17 protein-coding genes are annotated in these 19,579 nt (G+C 66.6%); 6 read left to right on the plus strand and 11 right to left on the minus strand.

Annotated features, from left to right (window positions below; genetic code table 11):
• Window positions 1-13: 13 nt before the first annotated feature.
• Window positions 14-2,050 carry a hypothetical protein gene (locus tag D0C15_RS10440; RefSeq protein WP_116043455.1) on the plus strand — a complete coding sequence of 679 codons (2,037 nt, stop codon included), beginning with the start codon at window positions 14-16 and terminating at the stop codon, window positions 2,048-2,050.
• A 120-nt stretch (window positions 2,051-2,170) separates the two neighbouring features.
• Here the strand turns inward: D0C15_RS10440 and D0C15_RS10445 are convergent, their stop codons facing one another.
• Window positions 2,171-2,872, minus strand: coding sequence for a DsbA family oxidoreductase (locus D0C15_RS10445; protein WP_116043458.1), 702 nt, complete (start codon window positions 2,870-2,872; stop codon window positions 2,171-2,173).
• A gap of 205 nt (window positions 2,873-3,077) precedes the next feature.
• Between D0C15_RS10445 and D0C15_RS10450 the strand changes: the two genes are divergently transcribed.
• Genes D0C15_RS10450 through D0C15_RS10460 form a run of 3 tightly spaced genes read left to right on the plus strand, consistent with a single transcriptional unit; the run spans window position 3,078 to window position 4,357 of the window.
• A complete protein-coding gene (locus D0C15_RS10450; RefSeq protein ID WP_425455378.1) occupies window positions 3,078-3,494 on the plus strand; it encodes a MerR family transcriptional regulator in 417 nt (138 codons plus the stop codon).
• Window positions 3,495-3,537: 43 nt separating this feature from the next.
• Window positions 3,538-3,780 (plus strand): DUF2795 domain-containing protein, encoded by a 243-nt coding sequence (locus tag D0C15_RS10455; RefSeq protein ID WP_162829991.1) that lies wholly within the window; start codon window positions 3,538-3,540, stop codon window positions 3,778-3,780.
• Window positions 3,781-3,817: 37 nt separating this feature from the next.
• Entirely contained in the window at window positions 3,818-4,357 is a 540-nt protein-coding gene (locus D0C15_RS10460) for a hypothetical protein (protein WP_116043463.1), read from the plus strand.
• A 247-nt stretch (window positions 4,358-4,604) separates the two neighbouring features.
• Here the strand turns inward: D0C15_RS10460 and D0C15_RS10465 are convergent, their stop codons facing one another.
• The 5 genes from D0C15_RS10465 to D0C15_RS10485 all read right to left on the minus strand — a co-directional run bounded on the left by D0C15_RS10465 (window position 4,605) and on the right by D0C15_RS10485 (window position 10,853).
• Window positions 4,605-5,918 (minus strand): MFS transporter, encoded by a 1,314-nt coding sequence (locus D0C15_RS10465; protein ID WP_211323145.1) that lies wholly within the window; start codon window positions 5,916-5,918, stop codon window positions 4,605-4,607.
• Window positions 5,919-6,005: 87 nt separating this feature from the next.
• Window positions 6,006-7,109: a phosphotransferase family protein gene (locus tag D0C15_RS10470; RefSeq protein WP_170161330.1), complete on the minus strand. Its 1,104-nt coding sequence runs from the start codon at window positions 7,107-7,109 to the stop codon at window positions 6,006-6,008.
• Window positions 7,109-8,347 carry an acyl-CoA dehydrogenase family protein gene (locus D0C15_RS10475; RefSeq protein ID WP_116043466.1) on the minus strand — a complete coding sequence of 413 codons (1,239 nt, stop codon included), beginning with the start codon at window positions 8,345-8,347 and terminating at the stop codon, window positions 7,109-7,111. The genes D0C15_RS10470 and D0C15_RS10475 overlap by 1 nt, the downstream gene beginning before the upstream one ends.
• A 19-nt stretch (window positions 8,348-8,366) precedes the next feature.
• Complete coding sequence (locus tag D0C15_RS10480; protein WP_116043469.1) at window positions 8,367-9,140, minus strand: SDR family oxidoreductase; 774 nt, start codon at window positions 9,138-9,140, stop codon at window positions 8,367-8,369.
• Between the two features lie 51 nt (window positions 9,141-9,191).
• Window positions 9,192-10,853 (minus strand): class I adenylate-forming enzyme family protein, encoded by a 1,662-nt coding sequence (locus tag D0C15_RS10485; protein WP_245975691.1) that lies wholly within the window; start codon window positions 10,851-10,853, stop codon window positions 9,192-9,194.
• A gap of 145 nt (window positions 10,854-10,998) precedes the next feature.
• On the opposite strand from D0C15_RS10485, the gene D0C15_RS10490 reads away from it, so the two are divergent.
• Window positions 10,999-11,634: a TetR/AcrR family transcriptional regulator gene (locus tag D0C15_RS10490; RefSeq protein WP_211323146.1), complete on the plus strand. Its 636-nt coding sequence runs from the start codon at window positions 10,999-11,001 to the stop codon at window positions 11,632-11,634.
• A gap of 457 nt (window positions 11,635-12,091) precedes the next feature.
• On the opposite strand, the gene D0C15_RS10500 is transcribed toward D0C15_RS10490, so the two are convergent.
• Window positions 12,092-13,723, minus strand: coding sequence for an L-lactate permease (locus D0C15_RS10500; RefSeq protein ID WP_162829992.1), 1,632 nt, complete (start codon window positions 13,721-13,723; stop codon window positions 12,092-12,094).
• A 61-nt stretch (window positions 13,724-13,784) separates the two neighbouring features.
• Between D0C15_RS10500 and D0C15_RS34035 the strand changes: the two genes are divergently transcribed.
• On the plus strand, window positions 13,785-14,501 hold the full coding sequence (locus D0C15_RS34035) for a GntR family transcriptional regulator (protein ID WP_162829993.1): 717 nt from the start codon (window positions 13,785-13,787) through the stop codon (window positions 14,499-14,501).
• A gap of 24 nt (window positions 14,502-14,525) precedes the next feature.
• Here the strand turns inward: D0C15_RS34035 and D0C15_RS10515 are convergent, their stop codons facing one another.
• From D0C15_RS10515 to D0C15_RS10530, 4 genes are all read right to left on the minus strand, one after another.
• Complete coding sequence (locus tag D0C15_RS10515; RefSeq protein WP_116043477.1) at window positions 14,526-16,316, minus strand: gamma-glutamyltransferase family protein; 1,791 nt, start codon at window positions 16,314-16,316, stop codon at window positions 14,526-14,528.
• Between the two features lie 79 nt (window positions 16,317-16,395).
• Window positions 16,396-17,910, minus strand: a complete 1,515-nt coding sequence (locus D0C15_RS10520; protein WP_116043480.1) for a tripartite tricarboxylate transporter permease — start codon at window positions 17,908-17,910, stop codon at window positions 16,396-16,398.
• A gap of 10 nt (window positions 17,911-17,920) precedes the next feature.
• The gene (locus D0C15_RS10525; RefSeq protein ID WP_116043483.1) at window positions 17,921-18,406 is read right to left on the minus strand and encodes a tripartite tricarboxylate transporter TctB family protein; all 486 of its coding nucleotides are present in this window, start codon (window positions 18,404-18,406) and stop codon (window positions 17,921-17,923) included.
• 21 nt (window positions 18,407-18,427) lie between these two features.
• Window positions 18,428-19,432 (minus strand): tripartite tricarboxylate transporter substrate binding protein, encoded by a 1,005-nt coding sequence (locus D0C15_RS10530; RefSeq protein WP_116043486.1) that lies wholly within the window; start codon window positions 19,430-19,432, stop codon window positions 18,428-18,430.
• Window positions 19,433-19,579 lie beyond the last annotated feature (147 nt).

Genomic DNA, 19,579 nt, shown 5'->3' on the forward strand with positions numbered 1-19,579 from the left:
CCGAAGGAAACCTGTGAAACCGCACGCCGACGTCACGGGCGAGGCCACGACGCTGGACAAGCGCACTGCCTCGCTCGACGACGCCATCCAGGCCATGGCCGAGACCCGGGACTTCGGCAAGCACACGAAGCTGCGGCGGGTGCTGGAGGCACTGCGGCGGGTGCTGCAGCAGCCGGGCGGTGCCGCGGTGGTCCAGACGCGGGCACAGGCGCTGGAGGAAGCCGGCCTGTTCCAGGAGACGGACTGGGCCTCCCCGGAGATCCTCGTCCCGTCGCTGGTCGGTCCCGGTTTGCGCAGCAAAGACGTGGACACGGTGGTGATGGAGACGACCAGCGAGCTGCGGATGCTCGCCGTCGCCCGTGGCGACTTCCCGCACCCGACACTCTCCGCCGAGGACGCTCGCCAGTTCCTGTCCCAGGTACTGGCGATGAACCTGGAGTTGCTGTTCACCCCGCCCGACGAGGCGGAGCGGACTCAGCAGGGCCGGACCGCGCAGCTGATCCGGGACCTGTTCCGGTACCTTGCCGACGAGATCGGCTACGACAGCGTGCTGGACAAGCTGGTCGATGAGATCTGGCGGATCCTGCGTCAGCGCCCGATCCAGGTCGACCAGGTGCAGTCGCTGATCATCCGCATCGCGACCTATCGCGACGATCCGGACATTGACCTGAGCGCGATGTCCGGGCAGGGCATCGACCGGCTCATCACCAGCCTGTTCGGTACCACCGAGGCGTGCCGGGAGGACCCGGGAGTCGACGTCTTCCGCTCCCGGCTGGAGGCGATGGACACCGGCGGCCTGCAGTACGAGGCCACCGGGTTCGCCAGGGCCATGCACGACACCGGTCTGGTGTCGCCGTACCACGCCGAGTTGCTGCGGTTCCTGCTGCACGAGAGCGACTATCTCGTCGGCGAGGCGCTCGGGTTGTCTGACACCGGCCGGAACTGCCTGCTGCGCTACCGCAACCTGGTGCACCGGCTGATCGAGGAGGCCGTGCACCCGGAGACCGCGCAGTGCATCTACGGGCTGGCGCTGCTACTCGACCGCGGCATCCTCTACGAGCCGCCGGTAGTGCCCGCGCTGTGGCGGCAGCTGGCTCTGCACCTCGCTCCGGCTGCCAGGGAGCGGCTCACGACGGTGTTCGGCGACCAGCCGACGCCGGAGGCCCGGCTGATCGCGGGCGTGCTGTCGATGCTGGGCCAGCCGCTCGGGGTCGGGCAGGGCGACAACCCGACCTGCCAGTCGGCCCGCGCACTGTCGATGTGGGCCTACAACGACCCGGACTACCTGCTGCAGATGGTGGTCTGGGCAGCCCGCGACGACGAGATCATCATGCACTTCGAGGGTCAGCCGATCTCGTCGAAGGACAGCGGGACCGGGGTCGCGACCACGCTTCCGATGGATCTGGACCCTGTGTCGTTGCTCGTGGTGCCCCACCTGGACCGGATCTACGCCGAGATGGGGCGGCGCTGCGCAGGCCGGCCCGGCGACCCACACAGGTGGGTCAACCCCGAGTTCCACGGCTGGTGGGCGGCCCGTGGGTTCCGGATCAACGTTGACGTCGAGACCGGGAACCTGATCGACCTGGACGAGTTCCTGCGGCAGTTCCACGCGAGCTACCACCCGTCCTACAACGGCGGGCAACCGCTGGTCCACCCGCAGCCTGCGGGCGTCGCCGTCACCGACAGCGCCGCCCGGTATGTCGGCTGGCACGCGATCACGATCCTGCGGGTCGTGCCGGACCCACAGGACGAGATGCGGGTGTACTTCTACAACCCGAACAACGACAGCGGCCAGGACTGGGGCGACGGTGTCGTGGTCTCCACCGCGGGAAACGGCGAGCGGTTCGGCGAGGCCTCGCTGCCGTTCGACCAGTTCGCCTCGCGGCTCTACATCTTCCACGTCGACCCGCTCGAGCGCGGGGAGCCGGAGAAGGTGCCGGCCGAGGACGTCGCGCGGATCATCGGCCACATCGAACGCAGTTGGGGAGCCGACCGGCTGCAGCCGGGGACGCTGCAGGCCGCGAAGGCCCCGCAGACCCCGCAGGCCTGACCGGCGCGTTGTGCCCACGTCTTGACCCCGCCGCTCTGAGGTTCGGCCCAACAGTGACCGGCGTCTACCAGCCGGTGCTTGCCAGGCCACCTCGGTGCCGTACGCCTCGGCGAGGGCAGATCAGGTGCTGCACCCCTGTGGGCCGCAGCTCGGCGCGTCACCGATCTCGCTGTTGACCGCCAGCACCGGCCGTTCCCTCCAGGCGCGGTGCAAGGTCTGCAGAATGACCTCAGGTGGTTGGGCGCCGGGGATGGCGAGCCGGCCGTCGACGAGGAACAGCGGCACTCCGCTGATCTGCAGCCGGAGTGCTTCGCTCTCGTCGGCGCGCACCGCGTCGGCGTAGGCGTCCGACGCCAGCACGTCGCGCACTTCATCCGGATCCAGACCGGCTTGAGTAGCTAAACGTGTGAGCGTCTCATGTTCGCCGATGGCTTCCCCCTCGGACAGGTATGCCTGGAGGAAACGCTGCTTGACCACCAGCTGCAGGTCACGGTCGGCGGCGAGATGCACCAGCCGGTGAGCATCGAAGGAGTTGCCGGGACGGGCACGGTCGAGATGGAACTCGACGCCGGCTTCAGCAGCGGTCGCGGTCATACGCTGGACCATCGCCTCACCACCGGCCGCTGACGTGCCGTACTTTCGGGCCAGCATGGCTGCGTAGTCACCGTCGCGGACCGCGGGCGCGCCCGGATCGAGTTCGAAGCTGCGCCACACCAACTCGATCTCGTCGGCGTGTTCGAACTGGGCGAGTGCGGCATCCAGCTGTGCTTTCCCGATGGCGCACCACGGGCACACTATGTCCGACCAAATATCTATCCTCATATCCACTTCCAACACCCGTCCCCACGCTCGTCATTCCGCCGTCGTGGTCGGGACTGTCTCAGGATCGGTGTCTTTGGCTCGGACACGCCGGACTGGTTCCGGCGGGATGGGGTCGCGTGCACCTCCTGGCGCGTGTGTCGACCGTCTTCGACTTGAGCAACCGGTACCTTGAGGGAATTGGCGCCGAGAGAGCGAGGATGGTCGCGTGGCCAAGCATATGCAGATCGGTGCGGTGGCCGAGCACACCGGCCTGTCCTTGCGCACGATCCGCTATTACGAAGAAGTCGGACTGGTCACGCCGAGTGCGCGCAGCCAAGGCGGATTCCGCCTTTACACCGAACCAGACGTAGCGCGGTTGAAACTCGCCCGGCAGATGAAGCCACTGGGTTTCCAGCTCGACGAAATGCGCGACCTGCTCGCGCTCCTGCAGCCCGCCACCAGCCGCACCGCGCAGCCCCGCAAACTGCGTAAGGATCAGCTGGAACAGTTGCGGAGCTTCGCCGGCACCGCGGAAGAGCGCTGCGCCGAATTGCGCGCGAAACTGGAAACTGCGGAAGAATTCGCTGAAATGCTGCGGGAGCGCCTGGTGCACGAGCCCGCCCGGTCGGCGCGAGTAGGCTGAACACTGGCCTACTCTACTCTCACGTTAAGGTAGAGTAGTGCGGGTGAACTGGGACTCCGGATTCGCGCCCCTGACGGCGCGAGAACTCAGCGATCACATCGAGAACGCGTTTGTCTCCGATCGTCCCACAGTGGTGGATCTGCTCGACGCGGCGATACGCAGCCACGCCCGCCCCGTCGTGTTCGCCGCCGTGAACCGCCTTCCTCCGCGCGAGTTCGAGTCGATGGCTGATGTGCTGAACGAGTTACCGGACCTGCCCCGGTGTGACGCCCATCCCATGGACTGATCGCTGGTCGCCAGACGACGGCCCGGGGCGAATCGCGGTGGTCCGAGGATTCGATCGTGACAGCCGGGCATTGCGCGATGCGGTACGTGCGGCAGCAGTCAGGCATGGCTGGTCGGTGTTGGACCTGCCCACCATTCCCGCTTTCGGCCGCATTCCCGTGACCGACGATATCGGCCTGGTCGTGGCGGTACGACCGGTCCTGGACCCCGCGGCCGCATCGCAGGGCATGCGCGGTGCTGATTGGCAGCCCCGGCCCGCGCTGGCCGTGACGACATCGGAAGGCCAGTACGACACGATTGCGTCCCGCTTCGAACTTTCCGGTCCGAGCAGATACCACCGTGAACGTGATCCAACGGCGACGACAGCCGCGATCGCCGTGGAGCCCGCCGTGACCGGTGTGCTGGTCGAGAGGATCGCCGGATGTGATCGCAAGACACTGCGCACAGTGGACACTTCGCTCACCGTGCGGCTCGAGGAGCCGACGCGCGGGACCATCGATGGCCACCCGCAGCTGTTCCCGGTCGGCGAGTACACGGTCACCGCACTGCCACGGCGCTACTTCCGGGTCGCCGGCTGAGTCACCTGTCGTCCAGTTCGGACAGACGTGCAGATCCTGCGTTTCTCGTCGGCTCGAGAATCGTCGCGGTGGCGGCGCTGGCGCGTTGTGAGCACATCCGGAGGCTATGGATCGCCTTCGTTTCGGTGGAGCCGCAGCGCTCCACGCGGCGTGTGCGGCCGTCGTAGCCGCGGTACCGGCCGAACGCTCGCCATCCCGGCGCTCCTCGAACGGAGTGCCGGGATGGCGGTGAGGGTGTGAGCGAGCCTTATGCGTCCTTGAGGTCGATCCCCTTGGTCTCGGGCATCAGGTAGACCGCGACGCCGGTGCAGACACACAGCAGCATGATGTAGACACTGGACATCCAACCCACTCCCACTCCGATGAGGAGCTGGTTGAGGTAGGGCGCGGTGCCGCCGAAGACGGCCACGGAGATCGAGTAGGCGAAGCCGATGGCCTGGGTCCTGACCCGGGTCGGGAAGTTCTCCGACATGGTGGCCGACAGCAGCGCCCCGGGGATGGCGACGATCATGAGAGCGATCGCGGAGGCGAGCAGCAGCGTCCAGCCGGAGGAACCGATGAGGCCCAGTAGCGGGATCTGCAGGATCGTCATGGCGACGGCGAAGCCGATCATCAGTGGACGCCGCCCGACCTGGTCGGACAGCCGGCCCCAGAAGGGGAGCGTGGCCAGGGCGATGATCTGCGCGGCGACGGTGGCCCAGTACGCCGCGCCGGCCTCCATGCCCTGCTCGGTGATCGCGTACGTGGAGACGTAGGAGGTCCAGGTGTAGTGCGCGGCGGTGATGCCGGAGGTCATCGCGACCACCAGGACGATGCCGCGGACGATCTTCGCGCGGGGCATGGGAGCGCTGTCCGTCGCGGAGTCATGCTGCTCGAAGACCTCGCTCTCGTCCATGTTGCGGCGGAGGTAGAGCGCGGCGACCGCCAGGAGCGCGCCGAGAAGAAAGGGGATCCGCCAGCCCCACTGGGCGACGGCACTCTCGGAGAGGACTGAGGTGACCGCGCCGCCGACTGTGTAGGCGATGACCGAGCCGCCGAAGATGGCGACGAAGACAATGCTGCCCCACATGCCCCGGCGGTCGTTGGGCGCGATCTCGGCGACGTAGGTGTTGGCCGTCGCCGACTCGCCGCCGTGGGCGAAGCCCTGGGCGACGCGGCAGAGCAGCAGGATCAGCGACGCCCACGCGCCGATGGAGGCATACGTCGGCATGAGGCCGATGACCAGGCTACCGGCCGCCATGGTGAGCATGGTGGTCACCAGAACGAACTTGCGACCACGCCGGTCGGCGATCCGCCCGAAGACGATGCCGCCGAGCGGGCGCATGAGGAACCCGACCGCGAAGACAGCCAGGGTCGACAGCAGCGCTGAGACGGGGTCGCCGGAGTTGAACATCGCGGCGGCGATGAAGGGAGCGAAGACGGCGTAGGCGCTCCACTCGTACCACTCCATGACGTTGCCGACGGTGCTCGCCAGCAGTGACTTCCGCTTCGAACGCTGGGTCTGGGGCCCCGTGCCGGCCAGCGCCGGTTGCGGGGTGAGGGTGGCTTCGTCGTTGCCCACTGAGGTCTCTCCTTATGGTGTGCGACAGGGACGAGGTGGTGGTCGTGGGTTGTTCGTGGGACCGCTCGGCCTGGGCGAGGGGCGGGATCAGCGGCGCGCGCTCGCCACTGCGATGCCGGCGTACTCGAGGGCGGACTCCAGCAGCCGTGGCACACCGGCCTCCAGGGAAGGGCCGAAGTGGTGGTCGTGCGGACGCTCCCCCTTCAGCCATCGGGTGTAGATGGCCTCGCAGAAGATCGCTGCCTTCCACAGCGCCAGCGCCTGGTACCACGGCAGTGGGGTGAGGTCGAGTCCCGTCCTCGCGGCGTACCGCTCGGCCAGCTCCTGTCTGGACGGGTAGCCGGGCTCCCTGGTGACCGAGGTGAGCTCGAGCGGGGTGGGGAAGGCGCCTGGTTCGGCGTAGGTGGCGGTCAGGTAGCCGAGGTCGGCGAGCGGGTCACCGAGGGTGGCCATCTCCCAGTCGAGCACCGCAAGGACCCGGGCGGGGGAGGTCCGGTGGTACATCAGGTTGCCCAGCCGGTAGTCCCCGTGCACCACGGTGGCGGCCTGGCTGGCCGGTACGTTGTCGCCGAGCCAAGTGGCCAGCGCGCCGACCTCGGGTAGGACCCGGGTCGTGTTGACCTGCCACAGCCCGGCGAAGCGCTCCACCTGCCGTGCCACATAGCCGTCCGGGCGGCCGAACGCGGCGAGCTCGCCGTGGCGTACGTCGATGCTGTGCAGCCGCACCAGGGTGTCGACCAGGGCGTGGCCGGTGGCGGCTCGGTCGGCTGTGGAGTCCAGTCGTGTCGGGACGGTGTCGGTGATGACGATGCCGTCGAGATTCTCCATCAGGTAGAACGGCACGCCGAGGACCGACTCGTCGGCGCACACCGCGAGGACGCGGGGGACCGGCACGCCGGCAGGGTGGAGCAGTTGCTGGATGCGTGCCTCACGAACCATGTCGTGGGTGGAGCGTGGCAACGGGGGCCGGGGCCCGCGCCGGAGTACGACCTCCTCCTTCCCGCGGCTGAGCCGGTAGGTGATGTTCGACTGGCCGTCGCCGATCCGTTCCCACGCCAGGGGTCCGTGGCCGATGCCGTGGGTGTCGAGGAACGTGGTGACGCGGTCCAGCACCAGCAGCGGGGGGTTCGGCAGTGCAGCTGCGTCGGCGGCGGTCGCGACGACCTCGACGCCGTCCGGAATGCTCAGCATCAGTGTGCGATCCCGTCCCGCACCACGGCGTGGCCCTGACGAGGCTCGCCGCCCTCGACGGCCCTCCGGCGAGCCGTGGAGGCACGGCGCGCGATCGCCCACTTGTGCGTCTCATTCGGACCGTCGTAGATGCGGAACGGGCGTACCTCGTTGAGGTATTGGGCCAGCGGCAGGCCGTCCGACACGCCGTCGCCGCCACAGATCTGGACTGCGCGGTCGATCACCCGATGGATGGCGTCGGAGCAGTGCACCTTCGCCACCGACGACATGGCCGAACCGGACCTGGGGTCGGTTTCCAGCAGCTGCGCGGTCTTACTGATGATCGCGTCGGAGGTCTCGATGTCGATCACGGACTCGGCGATCAGGTGCTGTGCCAGGCCAAGGTCCTTCATCGGGGCGCCGAACAGCTCGCGCTCCTGCGCGCGGTCCAGCGCGATGTCGAGGGACCGGCGTGCCAGCCCCAGCCACCGCATGCAGTGCGTGAGCCGGGCCGGGCCGAGGCGGACCTGGGCGTACCGGAAGCCCTGCCCCACCTCACCGAGCACCGCGTCGTCGTCGACCTCGCAGCCCTCGAAGTACAGGTGCGGGTGGCCGCCGGCGATGGAGCGGTCCATGGTGTGAATCGGCTCGCCGAGCCGGACTCCGGGGCTTTCCATGTCTACCAAGAACATCGTGGCGCCGGCCGGTGCGTCACCGTCGGCTTCGGTATGTGCCATGACGATGCAGAAGGCGGCGCCGACCGCACCGCTGGTGAAGCGCTTGTGCCCATCGATGATCCAGCGGCCGCTCCGACGGGTGGCGGTGGTCTGCAGCGCGGCCGGATCGGAGCCGGCGCCGGGGTGCGGCTCGGTCATCCCGAAGCAGGAGCGTGCCTCGCCTGCCGCCAGCGGGGCGAGGTAGCGGCGCTTCTGCTCCTCGGTGGCGACGAGGTTGAGCATGTGCATGTTGCCCTCGTCGGGGGCCATACAGTTGAGCACGCTCGGGCCGATGGGGGAGTATCCGGCCTCCTGGAACACCGGTGACCAGTGCTCGATCGGGAGCCCCTGCCCGCCGTACTCGCGGGGGACGTGCGGGGCGAAGACCTTGGCCTCCTTGGCCGCGGCCTGGAGCTTCTCGCGGGTCGCCTGGGGCAGCTGCTGCCCGGGCGCCGGCTCGTGGGCCATCACGGTGTCACGGATGAACCGACGGGTGCGCAGTCGTAGGTCCGCCACCTCGGGTGGCAGGCGGTCCGGATTCATGTGGTGTGTTTCCTCTCGATCAGGCGGTGCCGCCGACGGTCTGCAGCCCGCCGTCGACAGTGATGACGTGACCGGTCACCCAGGCCGCGTCATCGGAGGCGAGGTAGGTGACCGCTGCCGCGACGTCGTCGGGCTGGCCCAGCCTTTTCATCGGGTACATCGCGGCCGTCTCGGCCTCCTTGCCCTCGTAGAGCGCCTTGGCGAACTGCGTCTTCACCACGGCAGGGGCGACGGCGTTGACCCTGATGTTCGGGCCGAGCTCGGCGGCGAGGGTGCGAGTCAGGTGCGCGAGGGCGGCCTTGCTGACGCCGTACATGCCGATGCCTGGGGCAGGTGTCTCGCCGGTGACCGAGGACAGGTTCACCACGCTGCCGCGGTCGGCGAAGCCGGTCCCGGGACGTCGTACCGCCTCCTGCACCCAGGCCAGGGAGGTCAGTACGTTGACCTCCAGGATCTTGCGGGCGGCGGCGAGGTCGAGGTCGATCAGCGGCCCGTATGCCGGGTTGATGCCGGCGTTGTTGACCAGGATGTCGAGTCCGCCGAACTCCTCGACGACTCGGTCGAACACTTCCTGCCGATGCCCGGCGTCGTCGGCCTTGCCGGGCATGGTGACGACGCTGCCCTCGGGCATGGTGGCCGCGGCCTCGGCCAGCGGTTCGGCGTTACGGGCGGTGATGCAGACCCGGGCGCCCTCGCGCACGAGACGCTGCGCGATGGCCAGCCCGATCCCACGGCTGGCTCCGGTCACGATCGCGATCCGGCCCTCGAGCCGGTTCTGGACATGCTGATTCACACGGTGCCTTTCATGCAGCTTGCTGCTTGCCGGATCTGTTTGCGCGCGGATTCAGCGGCCGGCATCGGCGGCGGCGCTTTCCCGCAGCACGTTGCGGCGGATCTTGCCGGTCTGGGTCTTGGGCAGTTCGGGGATGATGTGCACGGTTCTTGGCGACTTGTAGGCCGCCAACCGCTCCCGGGTGAAGGTGATGAGTTCCTCGCCGGTCGCCTCGCTTCCGGCCGTGAGCGACACGTACGCGACCACGCTCTCGCCGCGGTAGTCGTCCGGTTCGCCGACCACCGCGGCCTCGTGCACCGCTGGGTGCTCGTAGAGCGCGTCCTCCACCTCCCGGGGCCACACCTTGTAGCCGGAGACGTTGATCTGGTCCTTGAGCCGGTCGACCAGGTAGACCCAGCCCTGCTCGTCGATGATCGCCCCGTCGCCGGTACGGAGTCGGCCGCCGGGCATCGTGGCGGATGTGGCCTCGGGCTTGTTCCAGTAGCCGGGCACCACCGCGGGGCCGCTCAGCTCGAGTTCGCCCTGCTCTCCCGGGGGCAGTGGGGTGCCACCGGCGTCGACGACCCGGGCGTTCAGGTTGGGCAGCGGAACCCCGATCGAGAGCGTCCCGCTGGGCTGGTGCACCGGGGCCCGCACTCCCGGCGGTACGGCGATCACCGCCGAGCTGGTCTCGGTCATGCCGTAACCGTTGTGGATGTAGACCCCGAACCGCTCCTCGAACCGGTCGACGGTGGCCGGCGGGATCGGCGCCCCACCGGAATAGAGTGCCTTGGCCGAGGCGAAGTGCTCCCGAGTCGCGTGCGGTAGCTCGTAGAGGGCGTTGTATGCGGTGATGGAGCCGATGGTGAAGGTCATCTCGTGCTCGGCGAACGCGTCCAGCGTCACCTCCGCCTGGAACCGATTGGCCAGTACCAGGGTCGTGTCGGCGAGCAGGGCGATGCTGGCGTTCACCACCACACCGGTGATGTGGAACAGGGGCGCCATGGCGAAGACCACGTCTCCCGGCTCCAACCCGATCCAGGCGCCGTAGGTGGAGGTCACCGCGAGCAGATTGCCGTGGGTGTTCATCGCACCCTTCGGCGGTCCGGTGGTGCCGGAGGTGTAGGCCAGCAGCGCGACGTCGTCGCGGGTGAGGTCGACCGCCGCCGGGCGAGAGCCGCGGAACCTGTTGACCAGTTCGACCAGGTCGCCCTGCCGGGCTGCCATCGAGCGCTCGGTTGTGGGGAAGATCCTTGGGTCGTTGCGGGTCTGGTAATCCAGCGCCGAGGTACTCACCAGCCAGCCGACGGTGCCCTCGGTGAGGGTCTGCGTGAGCTCTTCCACGTCGGTGTCGGCGCAGACCAGCCCGATGGCCCCGGAGTCGTCGACGAGGCGGCGCAGCTCCTGGCGCCGGTACATCGGGTTGAGGATCAGGGCGGTGGCGCCGAGCTTCCACAGGGCCAGCAGGACGATCGCGTACTGCGGAATGTTCTGCAGGTATATGCCGACGCGGTCACCCCTGCCGGCGCCAAGGGACTGCAGAGCGACCGCGAGCGCGTCGGACTCCTCGTCGAGCTGTCGCGCGGTCAGCTCGCCGTCGAAGTAAGCCAGCGCGACGCTGTCCGGGTTCCGCTCGACCCGCGCATGCCAGGCATCGACCAGCGACGCGTGCCGGACCGGCATCCTGGCGTCGACATCCGGCGGGTACAGGGATGTCCACGACTTCGGCTCCACGTCACAACTCCCTCTTGGTAGATCGACGGCACTTCACGCGACAGACCGAGCGCTCGATCGGTTGAGGCGTTACTGTTGACTACAGCACGAGGTCTGTCAAGGGGGTGGCCGCTTGGCGGGCATACTGGGGCGCCGATAGAAAGGGGTGGACACCATCGCAACTGAGACGCATAGCCGAGTTGACGCTGACTGGCGCGACTACTCGCAGAACGTCATGCCGCCGATCCTCGACGCCGCCCTCACCTGCTTCGTCGAGCACGGCTACCACGGCACCACGATCCGGACGGTCGCGGCCAGTGCGAATCTCTCCGTCCCAGGGCTGTACCACCACTACCCCTCGAAGCAAGCACTCCTCGTCGCCATCGTCGACACGGCAATGGTCGATCTCTGGAGGCGGAGCTTGGCGGCGCTGGATGAGGCGGGAGAAGACGCACGCCGCCGCCTCGACCTGCTCGTCGAATGTCTAGTGCTCTTCCATGCCCATCGGCGCGAACTGGCGTTCATCGCCTACAACGAAATCCGCAGCCTGCTCGGTGACGCGCGGGAAGCACACATCGCCGCCCGTGACCGCCAGCAGCGCCTGATGGACAACATCATTGACGCGGGTGTTGAGCAGACGCTGTTCTCCGCCCCCTTTCCCCGCGAGATCAGTCGCGCCGTGGTGACGATGTGCACCGGTGTTTCGCAGTGGTACCGACCTGGCGGGGAACTGACGCCTCATGAGCTCGCGGAGAAGTACCGGACGATGGTGAGGATGGCGGTCGGCGCGACCGAGCGGTAAGGGACGCGAGATAGTTGCCCGGTGGGAATTGACGCGTAGAAGGCATTCGCATTCCGTCGCAGCAACATGGAAGCGTTGAGTGCCGAACTCGTCGGGCGCCACTCGATATTTGACCCCGGGGCTGTCCTCGCCGTGTCACTTCCGCTGGCCGTGCTGGTGATCGGTGCGGAGAACGCGCAGGCAATGGGTGCGTTGATGTCAGCGGGCTTCCGGCCGCCCGCCAATGCCATGTCACTGGTCAGAGCTCTATTTCTCCGCGCTCGGTTTCGTCGAAGTATCGCGCCAGTATCGCGCTCGCCGGTCTCAGCTTGGGGCATCCAGTTCCGCAGACACGATTCGCTGATCCCGAGACGCTTCGCCAGCTCAACGACCGGTTTCTCACTCCCGGACATGAGCACCAGTTTGTCTGGGGATGGAGCTCCCTCGTCTACTTTGTGGCGGCTCCAGTCCGTCGAGATCACTCATTTATTGCGACGAGCACCCGTGTCACGGTCACCGCCGATACCAGCAACACGGCTGCTGGCGGCAGTGTCAGCCGCAGGACCCGCCCTACCTCCCTGCCCACGCCTACGGCGCTCAACCCCAACAGGATGACGACCGGGGCCAACGAGTTGCCGATGTTGCCGCCGGCAAGCTGACCGGCGAGCAGGTCTGTGGGTCGCTGGTCCAGTAGCTGAGCGACCTCTGCCTGCAATGCGCTGAACAGCGCGTTGGAGCTGGTCGTCGAGCCGGTGACGAAGGAGCCCATCGCCCCGATCAGGGGCGCCACAAGCGGGTAACTGGAGCCTGCTACGTCGGCGATCCCTTGGGCCATCGTGCGCACCATGCCGGTATCCACGAGAACACCGGCCAGCGAGGTCAGGAGGATTACCGATGGTGCGGTCTTCCAGGTCTGGCGCAACGCACCACGCCAGACCGGTCGCCAAGTGCCTGCCCGCCACCGCCCTCGCGCCCACCACACCAGAACGCTCGCCAGGCAGGCGAGTAGCAGGAACGTTCCGGGGTGGCCCAGTACCGCAATCGGGCTATAAGTCGAGACCGCCTCGTTGCGCACCTGCGCACCACCGCCCGTGGCGGGGAAGGAGGGGCCGATCAGCAGATTCTCCTTGGCCCACGAGCGCAGAGCGGGAGGGAGGAACACCGTCAGGGCGATGACCGCCAGCAGGACGTACGGCACTGCGGCGTTGCCTGCGCGGGCACGGGTCTGATCGGCTCCCACGGTCTCCTGGACCTTCTCCTGTTCGCCTGAGCGCACGGTGTCCGGGAGTCCCGGTGCCACCAAAGTTGCTGTCTTCGGGTGGGGCAGCACGCGCACCAGCAGCACGGCGCCGATTCCGGCGGCGCCGGCACACAGGGACGCGATCCCCGGCTCGAGCTGGGCCACGATCAGTTGCGCCATCGCCATGGTGGGGCCTGTGACCGCCAGCATCCAGGCGCCCTCCCGCAGCCCGCGCCACCCGTCATGCATGAGCGCGACGAGTACACCCGCGAGGATGCAGTTGACCCCCAGCACGATGGCACCCGAGGTGGCGAAAGCGGCGATACCGTTCGCGTCAAGTCCGGCGGTGAGAGCGCCCATATAGAAGGAGGAACCCATGGATCCGAAGCCGACGGCCCAGTGATAACCGATCAGCGACAGGGCCACGGCGCGGACCGGCCGGACTCCGATCGCCACCAGCAGTGGTGCCGCCACGGCGATTGGCGTGCCGAAGCCGGAGACACCCTGGATGAAGGACGGCAGGACCCAGGCCAGCAGCAGCACGGTGGCCGTTCTGGTGGGAAGCAGGGATGACAGAGCTCGCCCGAGCTCCTTCATGCCCATCCTGGCTGTCAGGTGGTGCATCAAGAGGGCGGGCCCGATGACGTAGAGGATCCAGACTCCTACCCAGGCGCCCTTGCCCAGCCCGACGGCGACGGTCTGCATGTCGGCGTCGAACACCAGCATCCCGACCACCAACGCTCCGGCCACGGTGAGCAGGGCGTTGACCAGTGTCGACCACCGGCCCCACAGAACCAGGGTCAGCAAGACCAGCACCGGGCTCGCTGCGAGCAGCCAGCGTCCGAGCGGGACGCCGGTTATCTCCTGCATGACTCCCTGCACAGGAACCGCCTCAATCCATGGCATGGCTTGTCTTTCGTATACGGTTTGGATGGGAGCAAAGGTTCTGGGCTCCAGGGCCAGAAGGAGCACGGACGATATGGGTAAGGGCGAGATGACGATCGGCGGCCGGCACCTGTCGCTGCGGGATCAAGTGATGGTCGAGTTGAGAAGCCGAATCGTCAACGGCCACTACCCGCCAGGGGAGCGGCTCAGGGAGGAGCGTCTCGCAGACGACTTCGGCGTCTCGCGCAATCCGGTACGCGAAGCGCTACGTGTGGTCGAGGCCGAGGGATTCATCGAGATGCTTCCGCGGCGCGGAGCCATCGTGCGTACTCCTGACCTCGACTCGGTCCGGGACATGTTCATGGTGCGTGGCCGATTGGAGACTCTCGCCGCGCGGCTGGCCGCCGAGCGCGCCACACCGGACGATGTCGCCTCCCTGCGGGAGTTGCTCTCCCGTGCCCGCGAAGCCACCGATGCTGAGGACTTCGCGCAAGTTTCGGAACTGAACAGTGCGCTGCACCTGAGAGTGATCGAGATCAGCGGAAACAGGTGGTTGGCCTCAATCGCCACCTCTATGTACCTGCACGTGCAATGGGTGTTCCGTATCTCTGCCGCCGATCGCGCCCCCCACTCCTGGGCAGAGCACACCCAGTTAGTTGACGCCATCGCTGCCGGTAATGCCGAAGAGGCCGAGGCGGCCGCGTGGAGACACGTGAACATGGCGGGTTCGGCCGCTTCGGAGAGTCTTCGCTCCTTCAAGTGAGCGGCGCCGCCCAGCGCGGCACTTCTACCGACCGACCGCATAGCCCTGCATTCCGCGAGGGTTGGCCCCGGCCCACAGCGCGCCAGTGTCAGGGTCCCGCCTGACCGCGCACAGTCGGCCTAGGCTCCAGGGGCCCTGCACCTCGAGTTCGTGACCACGCGCGCCCAGGGCCTTCCTGCTCTCGACGGGTACCCGGTCCTCGGCCACGACCACTCCCGGCTCCGTCAGCCGTGGCCAGAAGGACCCCGGAAAGCTGGTGGTGTGGAACATCGGAGCGTCGATGGCTTCCTGCAGGGACTGTCCGCCCGCCAGGACGCGCAGGAGGAAGACCAGTTGCCATTGGTCCTGCTGGTCTCCCCCGGGTGAGCCGCAGGCCATGACCGGTACCCCGTCACGGTGAATCAGGGTGGGAGTCAGCGTGGTGCGGGGTCGCCGTCCCGGCGCGAGGGAAGACGCCAGGCCTTCCTCCAGCCAGAACATCTGCATTCGGCTGCCGAGGCAGAACCCGAGTTCGGGGATGGTGGGACTGCTTTGCAGCCACCCCCCGCTGGGCGTCGCTGAGATCATGTTGCCCCAGCGGTCGACGACATCGATGTGGCACGTGTCTCCGCGTGTGGTGCCCTCGCGTTGGACGGTGGGCTCTCCGGTGGTGGCGTCCCGGACCAGCGGGCCTCGCGCTGCGGGATCGGTGATGTACTTCGCGAGTCGCGGTTGGCGGCCGCCCGGGCTTCCGGGGCGTATCTCGTGGGACGCCTCGTGCCCGATCAGCGCCGCTCTCTCCGTTGCGTACTCCGGCGACAGGAGCGTGTTCAAGGGGGTGTCGTAACCGTCGCCGTACCACGCCTCTCGGTCGGCGAACGATAGTTTGATGCTCTCGACGACGTGGTGGATGCCCTCCGCCGACGAAGGGTCAAGGGCCGACGGATCGCCGACGGCATCCAGTGTCGCAAGAGCTTGCAACAACGCCGGTCCCTGGCCCCACGGGCCGGTCTTGGAGATGGTGTGGCCCTGCCAGTCCAGTGTGGCTGGCTCTTCCCAGCCGGCCTGCCACGCCGCCATGTCCGAGGCGGTGACCAGTCCCGCCTGCGGCTCACCGCCCCCGGTGGGCACGGGCCTGCGGAAGAAGGTGTCCACGGCCTCGGCGACGAACCCCTCCCGCCACGCGTGGCGCGCGCGGTCGATCTGCACCTCGCGACTTCCTCCGCCGGCCTTGCTCTCGGTGACGAGACGCTCCAGGGTGTCGGCGTAGACAGGGTTACGAAAGAGCTCGTTGTCGCCTGGCGGTCGTCCGTCCTTGAGCCACAACCGCGCAGACGTGGGCCAGTCACGTTCGAAGAGCTCCTGGACCGATGCCACTGTGTTCCCCACTCGGGACACCAGAGGGTGGCCATGGCGCGCGTAGGAGATGGCCGGTTCCAGGACCTCCTCCAGAGTCCTTGTGCCCTCATCCCGCAGGAGCAGGAGCCAGGCGTCGACCGCACCAGGCACGGCGGCGGCGAGAGGTCCCGAGGCGGGGATCTGCGTGATCCCCAAAGAGCGGAAATGCTCGATCGTGGCCGCAGCGGGGGCAACCCCTTGACCGCACAGCACCCTGGGGGCGGGATCGGCGGCGGTAGCGACGATCGCGGGAACCTCCCCACCGGGACCATTGAGGTGAGGCTCGACGAGGTGCAGCACGAAACCCGCACACACGGCCCCGTCGAAGGCGTTCCCGCCCAGCTCCAACTGACCCATGGCGCTCTGCGACGCCAGCCAGTGCGTTGACGAGGCCATGCCGAAGGTTCCCTGCAGCGTCGGCCGGGTGGTGAAGGTCATGTATCGCTCCTCTTACTCCACTTGTCGCGGCCACGATCTGGATGTCCGCATGCGCACCAGCCGTGGTGAACGGCCCGTCTCACTCCTCCGTCCTGTCCGGTACTGGTGTTCTCCGCGCATCACGTGAGGACTTTGTCGCGGCATAGAGCCCGTAGGTCAGCGAGATGGCAGCGAGGGCGACCAGCACGCCGGAGATGGGGCGGGTGAGGAACAGCAATAGGTTGCTATCGGTTGTGACGGCCTGCCGCAGGTTGGTCTCCAACATGGGGCCCAGGATGATGCCCAGGATGAAGGGCGCCAGGGAGAAGCCGTTCTCCTTCATCCAGTATCCGATCACGCCGAACAGCAGCAGCACCATGACGTCGAATATGCGGTTGTTGATCGCAAAGCTCCCGACAGTGGAGAGAAGCAGGACTCCCGGGACGAGATGGTGCTGCGGAACGCGGTTCACCAGGAGGAACAGTCTGATGCCGTAGCTCTGGACGATGAGCATGAAGATGGCTGCGATGAAGAACGTGATGAAGATGCCATAGGCGAGGGTCGGTTGCGATGTGAGGAACATCGGCCCCGGTTGAATGCCGTGGATCAAAAGGGCGCCGAGTATCATCGCTGTCGTGGCATCCCCGGGGATGCCGAAAGCCATCGTGGGTACCAGAGCGCCCCCTACGGATGAGTTGTTGGCCGCTTCGGACGCGATGACACCGTCCTGGATGCCGCTGCCGTACTTCCTCGGCGTGCGGGAGAACTTCTTGGCAATGTCGTAGCTCATCACGTTGGCGATGCTGCCGCCAGCTCCGGGCAAGATCCCGACGAACGTTCCCACCAGGCTGGAGCGCAGAAGATTCACACCGGATCGAACGAGACCTGCGGCGGCCTTGGTGATGGGGTAGGCGACGTTACGTTGGTGCATGTCGCTGGCTGGGGGTGGCCTCTTGACGTCACCGAGCAGCTGAGAGAACGCAAAGAGTCCGATCAGGACTGGAAGGAAGTTGAAGCCGCCCTGGAGCTCGACGAGGCCGAAGGTGAAGCGCTGGGTCCCCGTGAGCAGGTCGATCCCCACCAGCGCGAATGAGACACCGAGCCCCCCCGAGATGAGGCCCTTGAGGACTGATCCTCCACCGAGTCCGGCGATCGCGGTCAGTCCGAACAGCATCAGAGAGAACAGTTCCCAGGGGCCGAAGCTGGTCGCGAAGCTCGCCAGTGTTGGTGCGAGGAATATCAGGATGATCCCCGATATCAGTGAGCCGACGACGGACGCGAGCAGTCCTATCGCGAGAGCTTTTCCCGCTTCTCCTTTCCGTGCCATGGGGTAGCCGTCGAAGGTTGTCGCCATTGCGGACGGTGTCCCCGGTATGCCCAGGAGGATGGAAGGAAGTAAGCCGCCGGAACTCCCGCCGACCATGACGCCGATCATGAGTGCGATGCCGTTGATCGGATCCATACCAAAACTGAATGGGAGGGTTAACGCGACGCCCATCGTAATGGTGAACCCAGGGATACTCCCAATGATGATCCCAGCAATCACGCCGGCAAGCAGCAGGGCGAGCGTCTCGACATTGGCGACCGATTGAAGGCTTATAAGAAGGTTATCCACAATGTAACCTCTAGAAGAAGAGCCGACCGGGTGGGAGGAAGACGTACAGGACTTGCTGAAAGACAACGTAAAGCGCTGCCGTGAACAGGAGGTATCCCAGGATGACCGCCCACAGTCGCCGAGTCCTCTGCCTGGCCAAGAGGAAGTACACGGCCAAGAGGAAGAAAGGTGTCGACACCAGGTAGCCGAGGTAGTACAGGGCCGGGACGTACGCGCCGCACGCGAGGAAGATGTAGATGACCTTGCGGTTCTTCCGGTACAGCTCTCTCGGGGCGAGGGTTAGCCGTTCCCTCGGCTCCGTGATAATTCGTCGGACGCTGTCGACGAGGAGTACGAACCCGAGCAAAGCCAGCACAGGGACGACGATCTTGGGAAAGAACGCGGCCCCTGTCCGCCGCACACCTGGATCAGGGATCGTGTCGATGGAAAAGTACAGGACTGCCGAGAATGTGAGCACCACCAGGGCGTTGACACAGTCTCGTTTCGCGTTGATCATGAGACGAGATCGCCCAGAAACCTAAATCATACCTGCCTTCTTCATCGCAGACTCCATTTCCTTCGTGTTCTTCTGCAGGAAGCTGCGGTAGTCCTTGTGGCCCATGTAGTTGACTTCTGTTCCCAGATTGCGCAGCGTCGTGGCGAAGTCTTCGCTGCTGGCGACCTTTTCCATGGCCGTGCTTAGCTTTTCGACGATGGCATCCGGGGTGCCCTTGGGTGCGAACACGCCCCGGTTGGTCGCCGTCGAGACGTCAATCCCCTGCTCCTTCAGAGTCGGGACGTCCGGTACCGCATCGGAGCGCTCGTCACCGAAGTAACCCAAGAGCTTGAGTTTGCCCGCGTCGAGGTATTCCTTGCCTGCCACGACGGATACTCCGCCGAGATCGACGTGGCTGCCGGCCAGAGCCTGCATCCGTGCTGCTGTGTCCTGGTAGCCGACGATGTTGAACTGCACACCGGTGGCTGCCTGGATCAGGGCGGGTTCCAGTTCCGACGTGGAGCCGATGGAAGCACCGAAGGTAACCTTTCCGGGGTTGGTCTCGGCGTCCTTGATCATCTCTTCCATGCTGTTCCATGGACTGTCTGCCGGTGTAGCTACGAAGTCGTACGTGGACGTCATGAGCGCCACTGGTTCGAAGTCGAAGTACCCGAAATCGGTCTGTCCAGTAAGGTTGGAGATGGCGATGGAGTCGTGGCCGGCCAGCAAAGTGTAGCCGTCGTTCTCTGCATTGAGGGCTTGTTGGGCCCCCACCGACCCGCCACCACCAGCGACGTTGCGGATAACAACGGACTGTCCGAGTTCTTCCGTGAGCCCTTCGCCAACCAGGCGGAAGATGGCGTCCGTGTCCCCGCCCGCAGACCAGGGGACGATCAACTGGATGGCCTTCTGGGGATAGTCGCTGCCCTCCGCCCCGCCGGACGAGTTTGGAGAGGCACAGGCGCCGACAAACAACAGGAGGACTGAAAGGCAGATCAGGATGCGCTTGAAAGGCGCTCTTCTGGCACGCCGTTCGGGTGATTGCATATCCACTCCTCGGTCTATGTGGCTGCTGCCGGTGGGCCATGTGTTGGGCGGGCGCGACTACGCCCTTGTTCCGGAAGGCATGTGCCTTGTGGTGGTGGACGTTTCGGTTCGGCGTCGAGTGTGCTGACAGCGCCCGAATGTATCCTG

This window comes from Amycolatopsis palatopharyngis (genome assembly GCF_003385185.1).
Lineage (GTDB): Bacteria > Actinomycetota > Actinomycetes > Mycobacteriales > Pseudonocardiaceae > Amycolatopsis > Amycolatopsis palatopharyngis.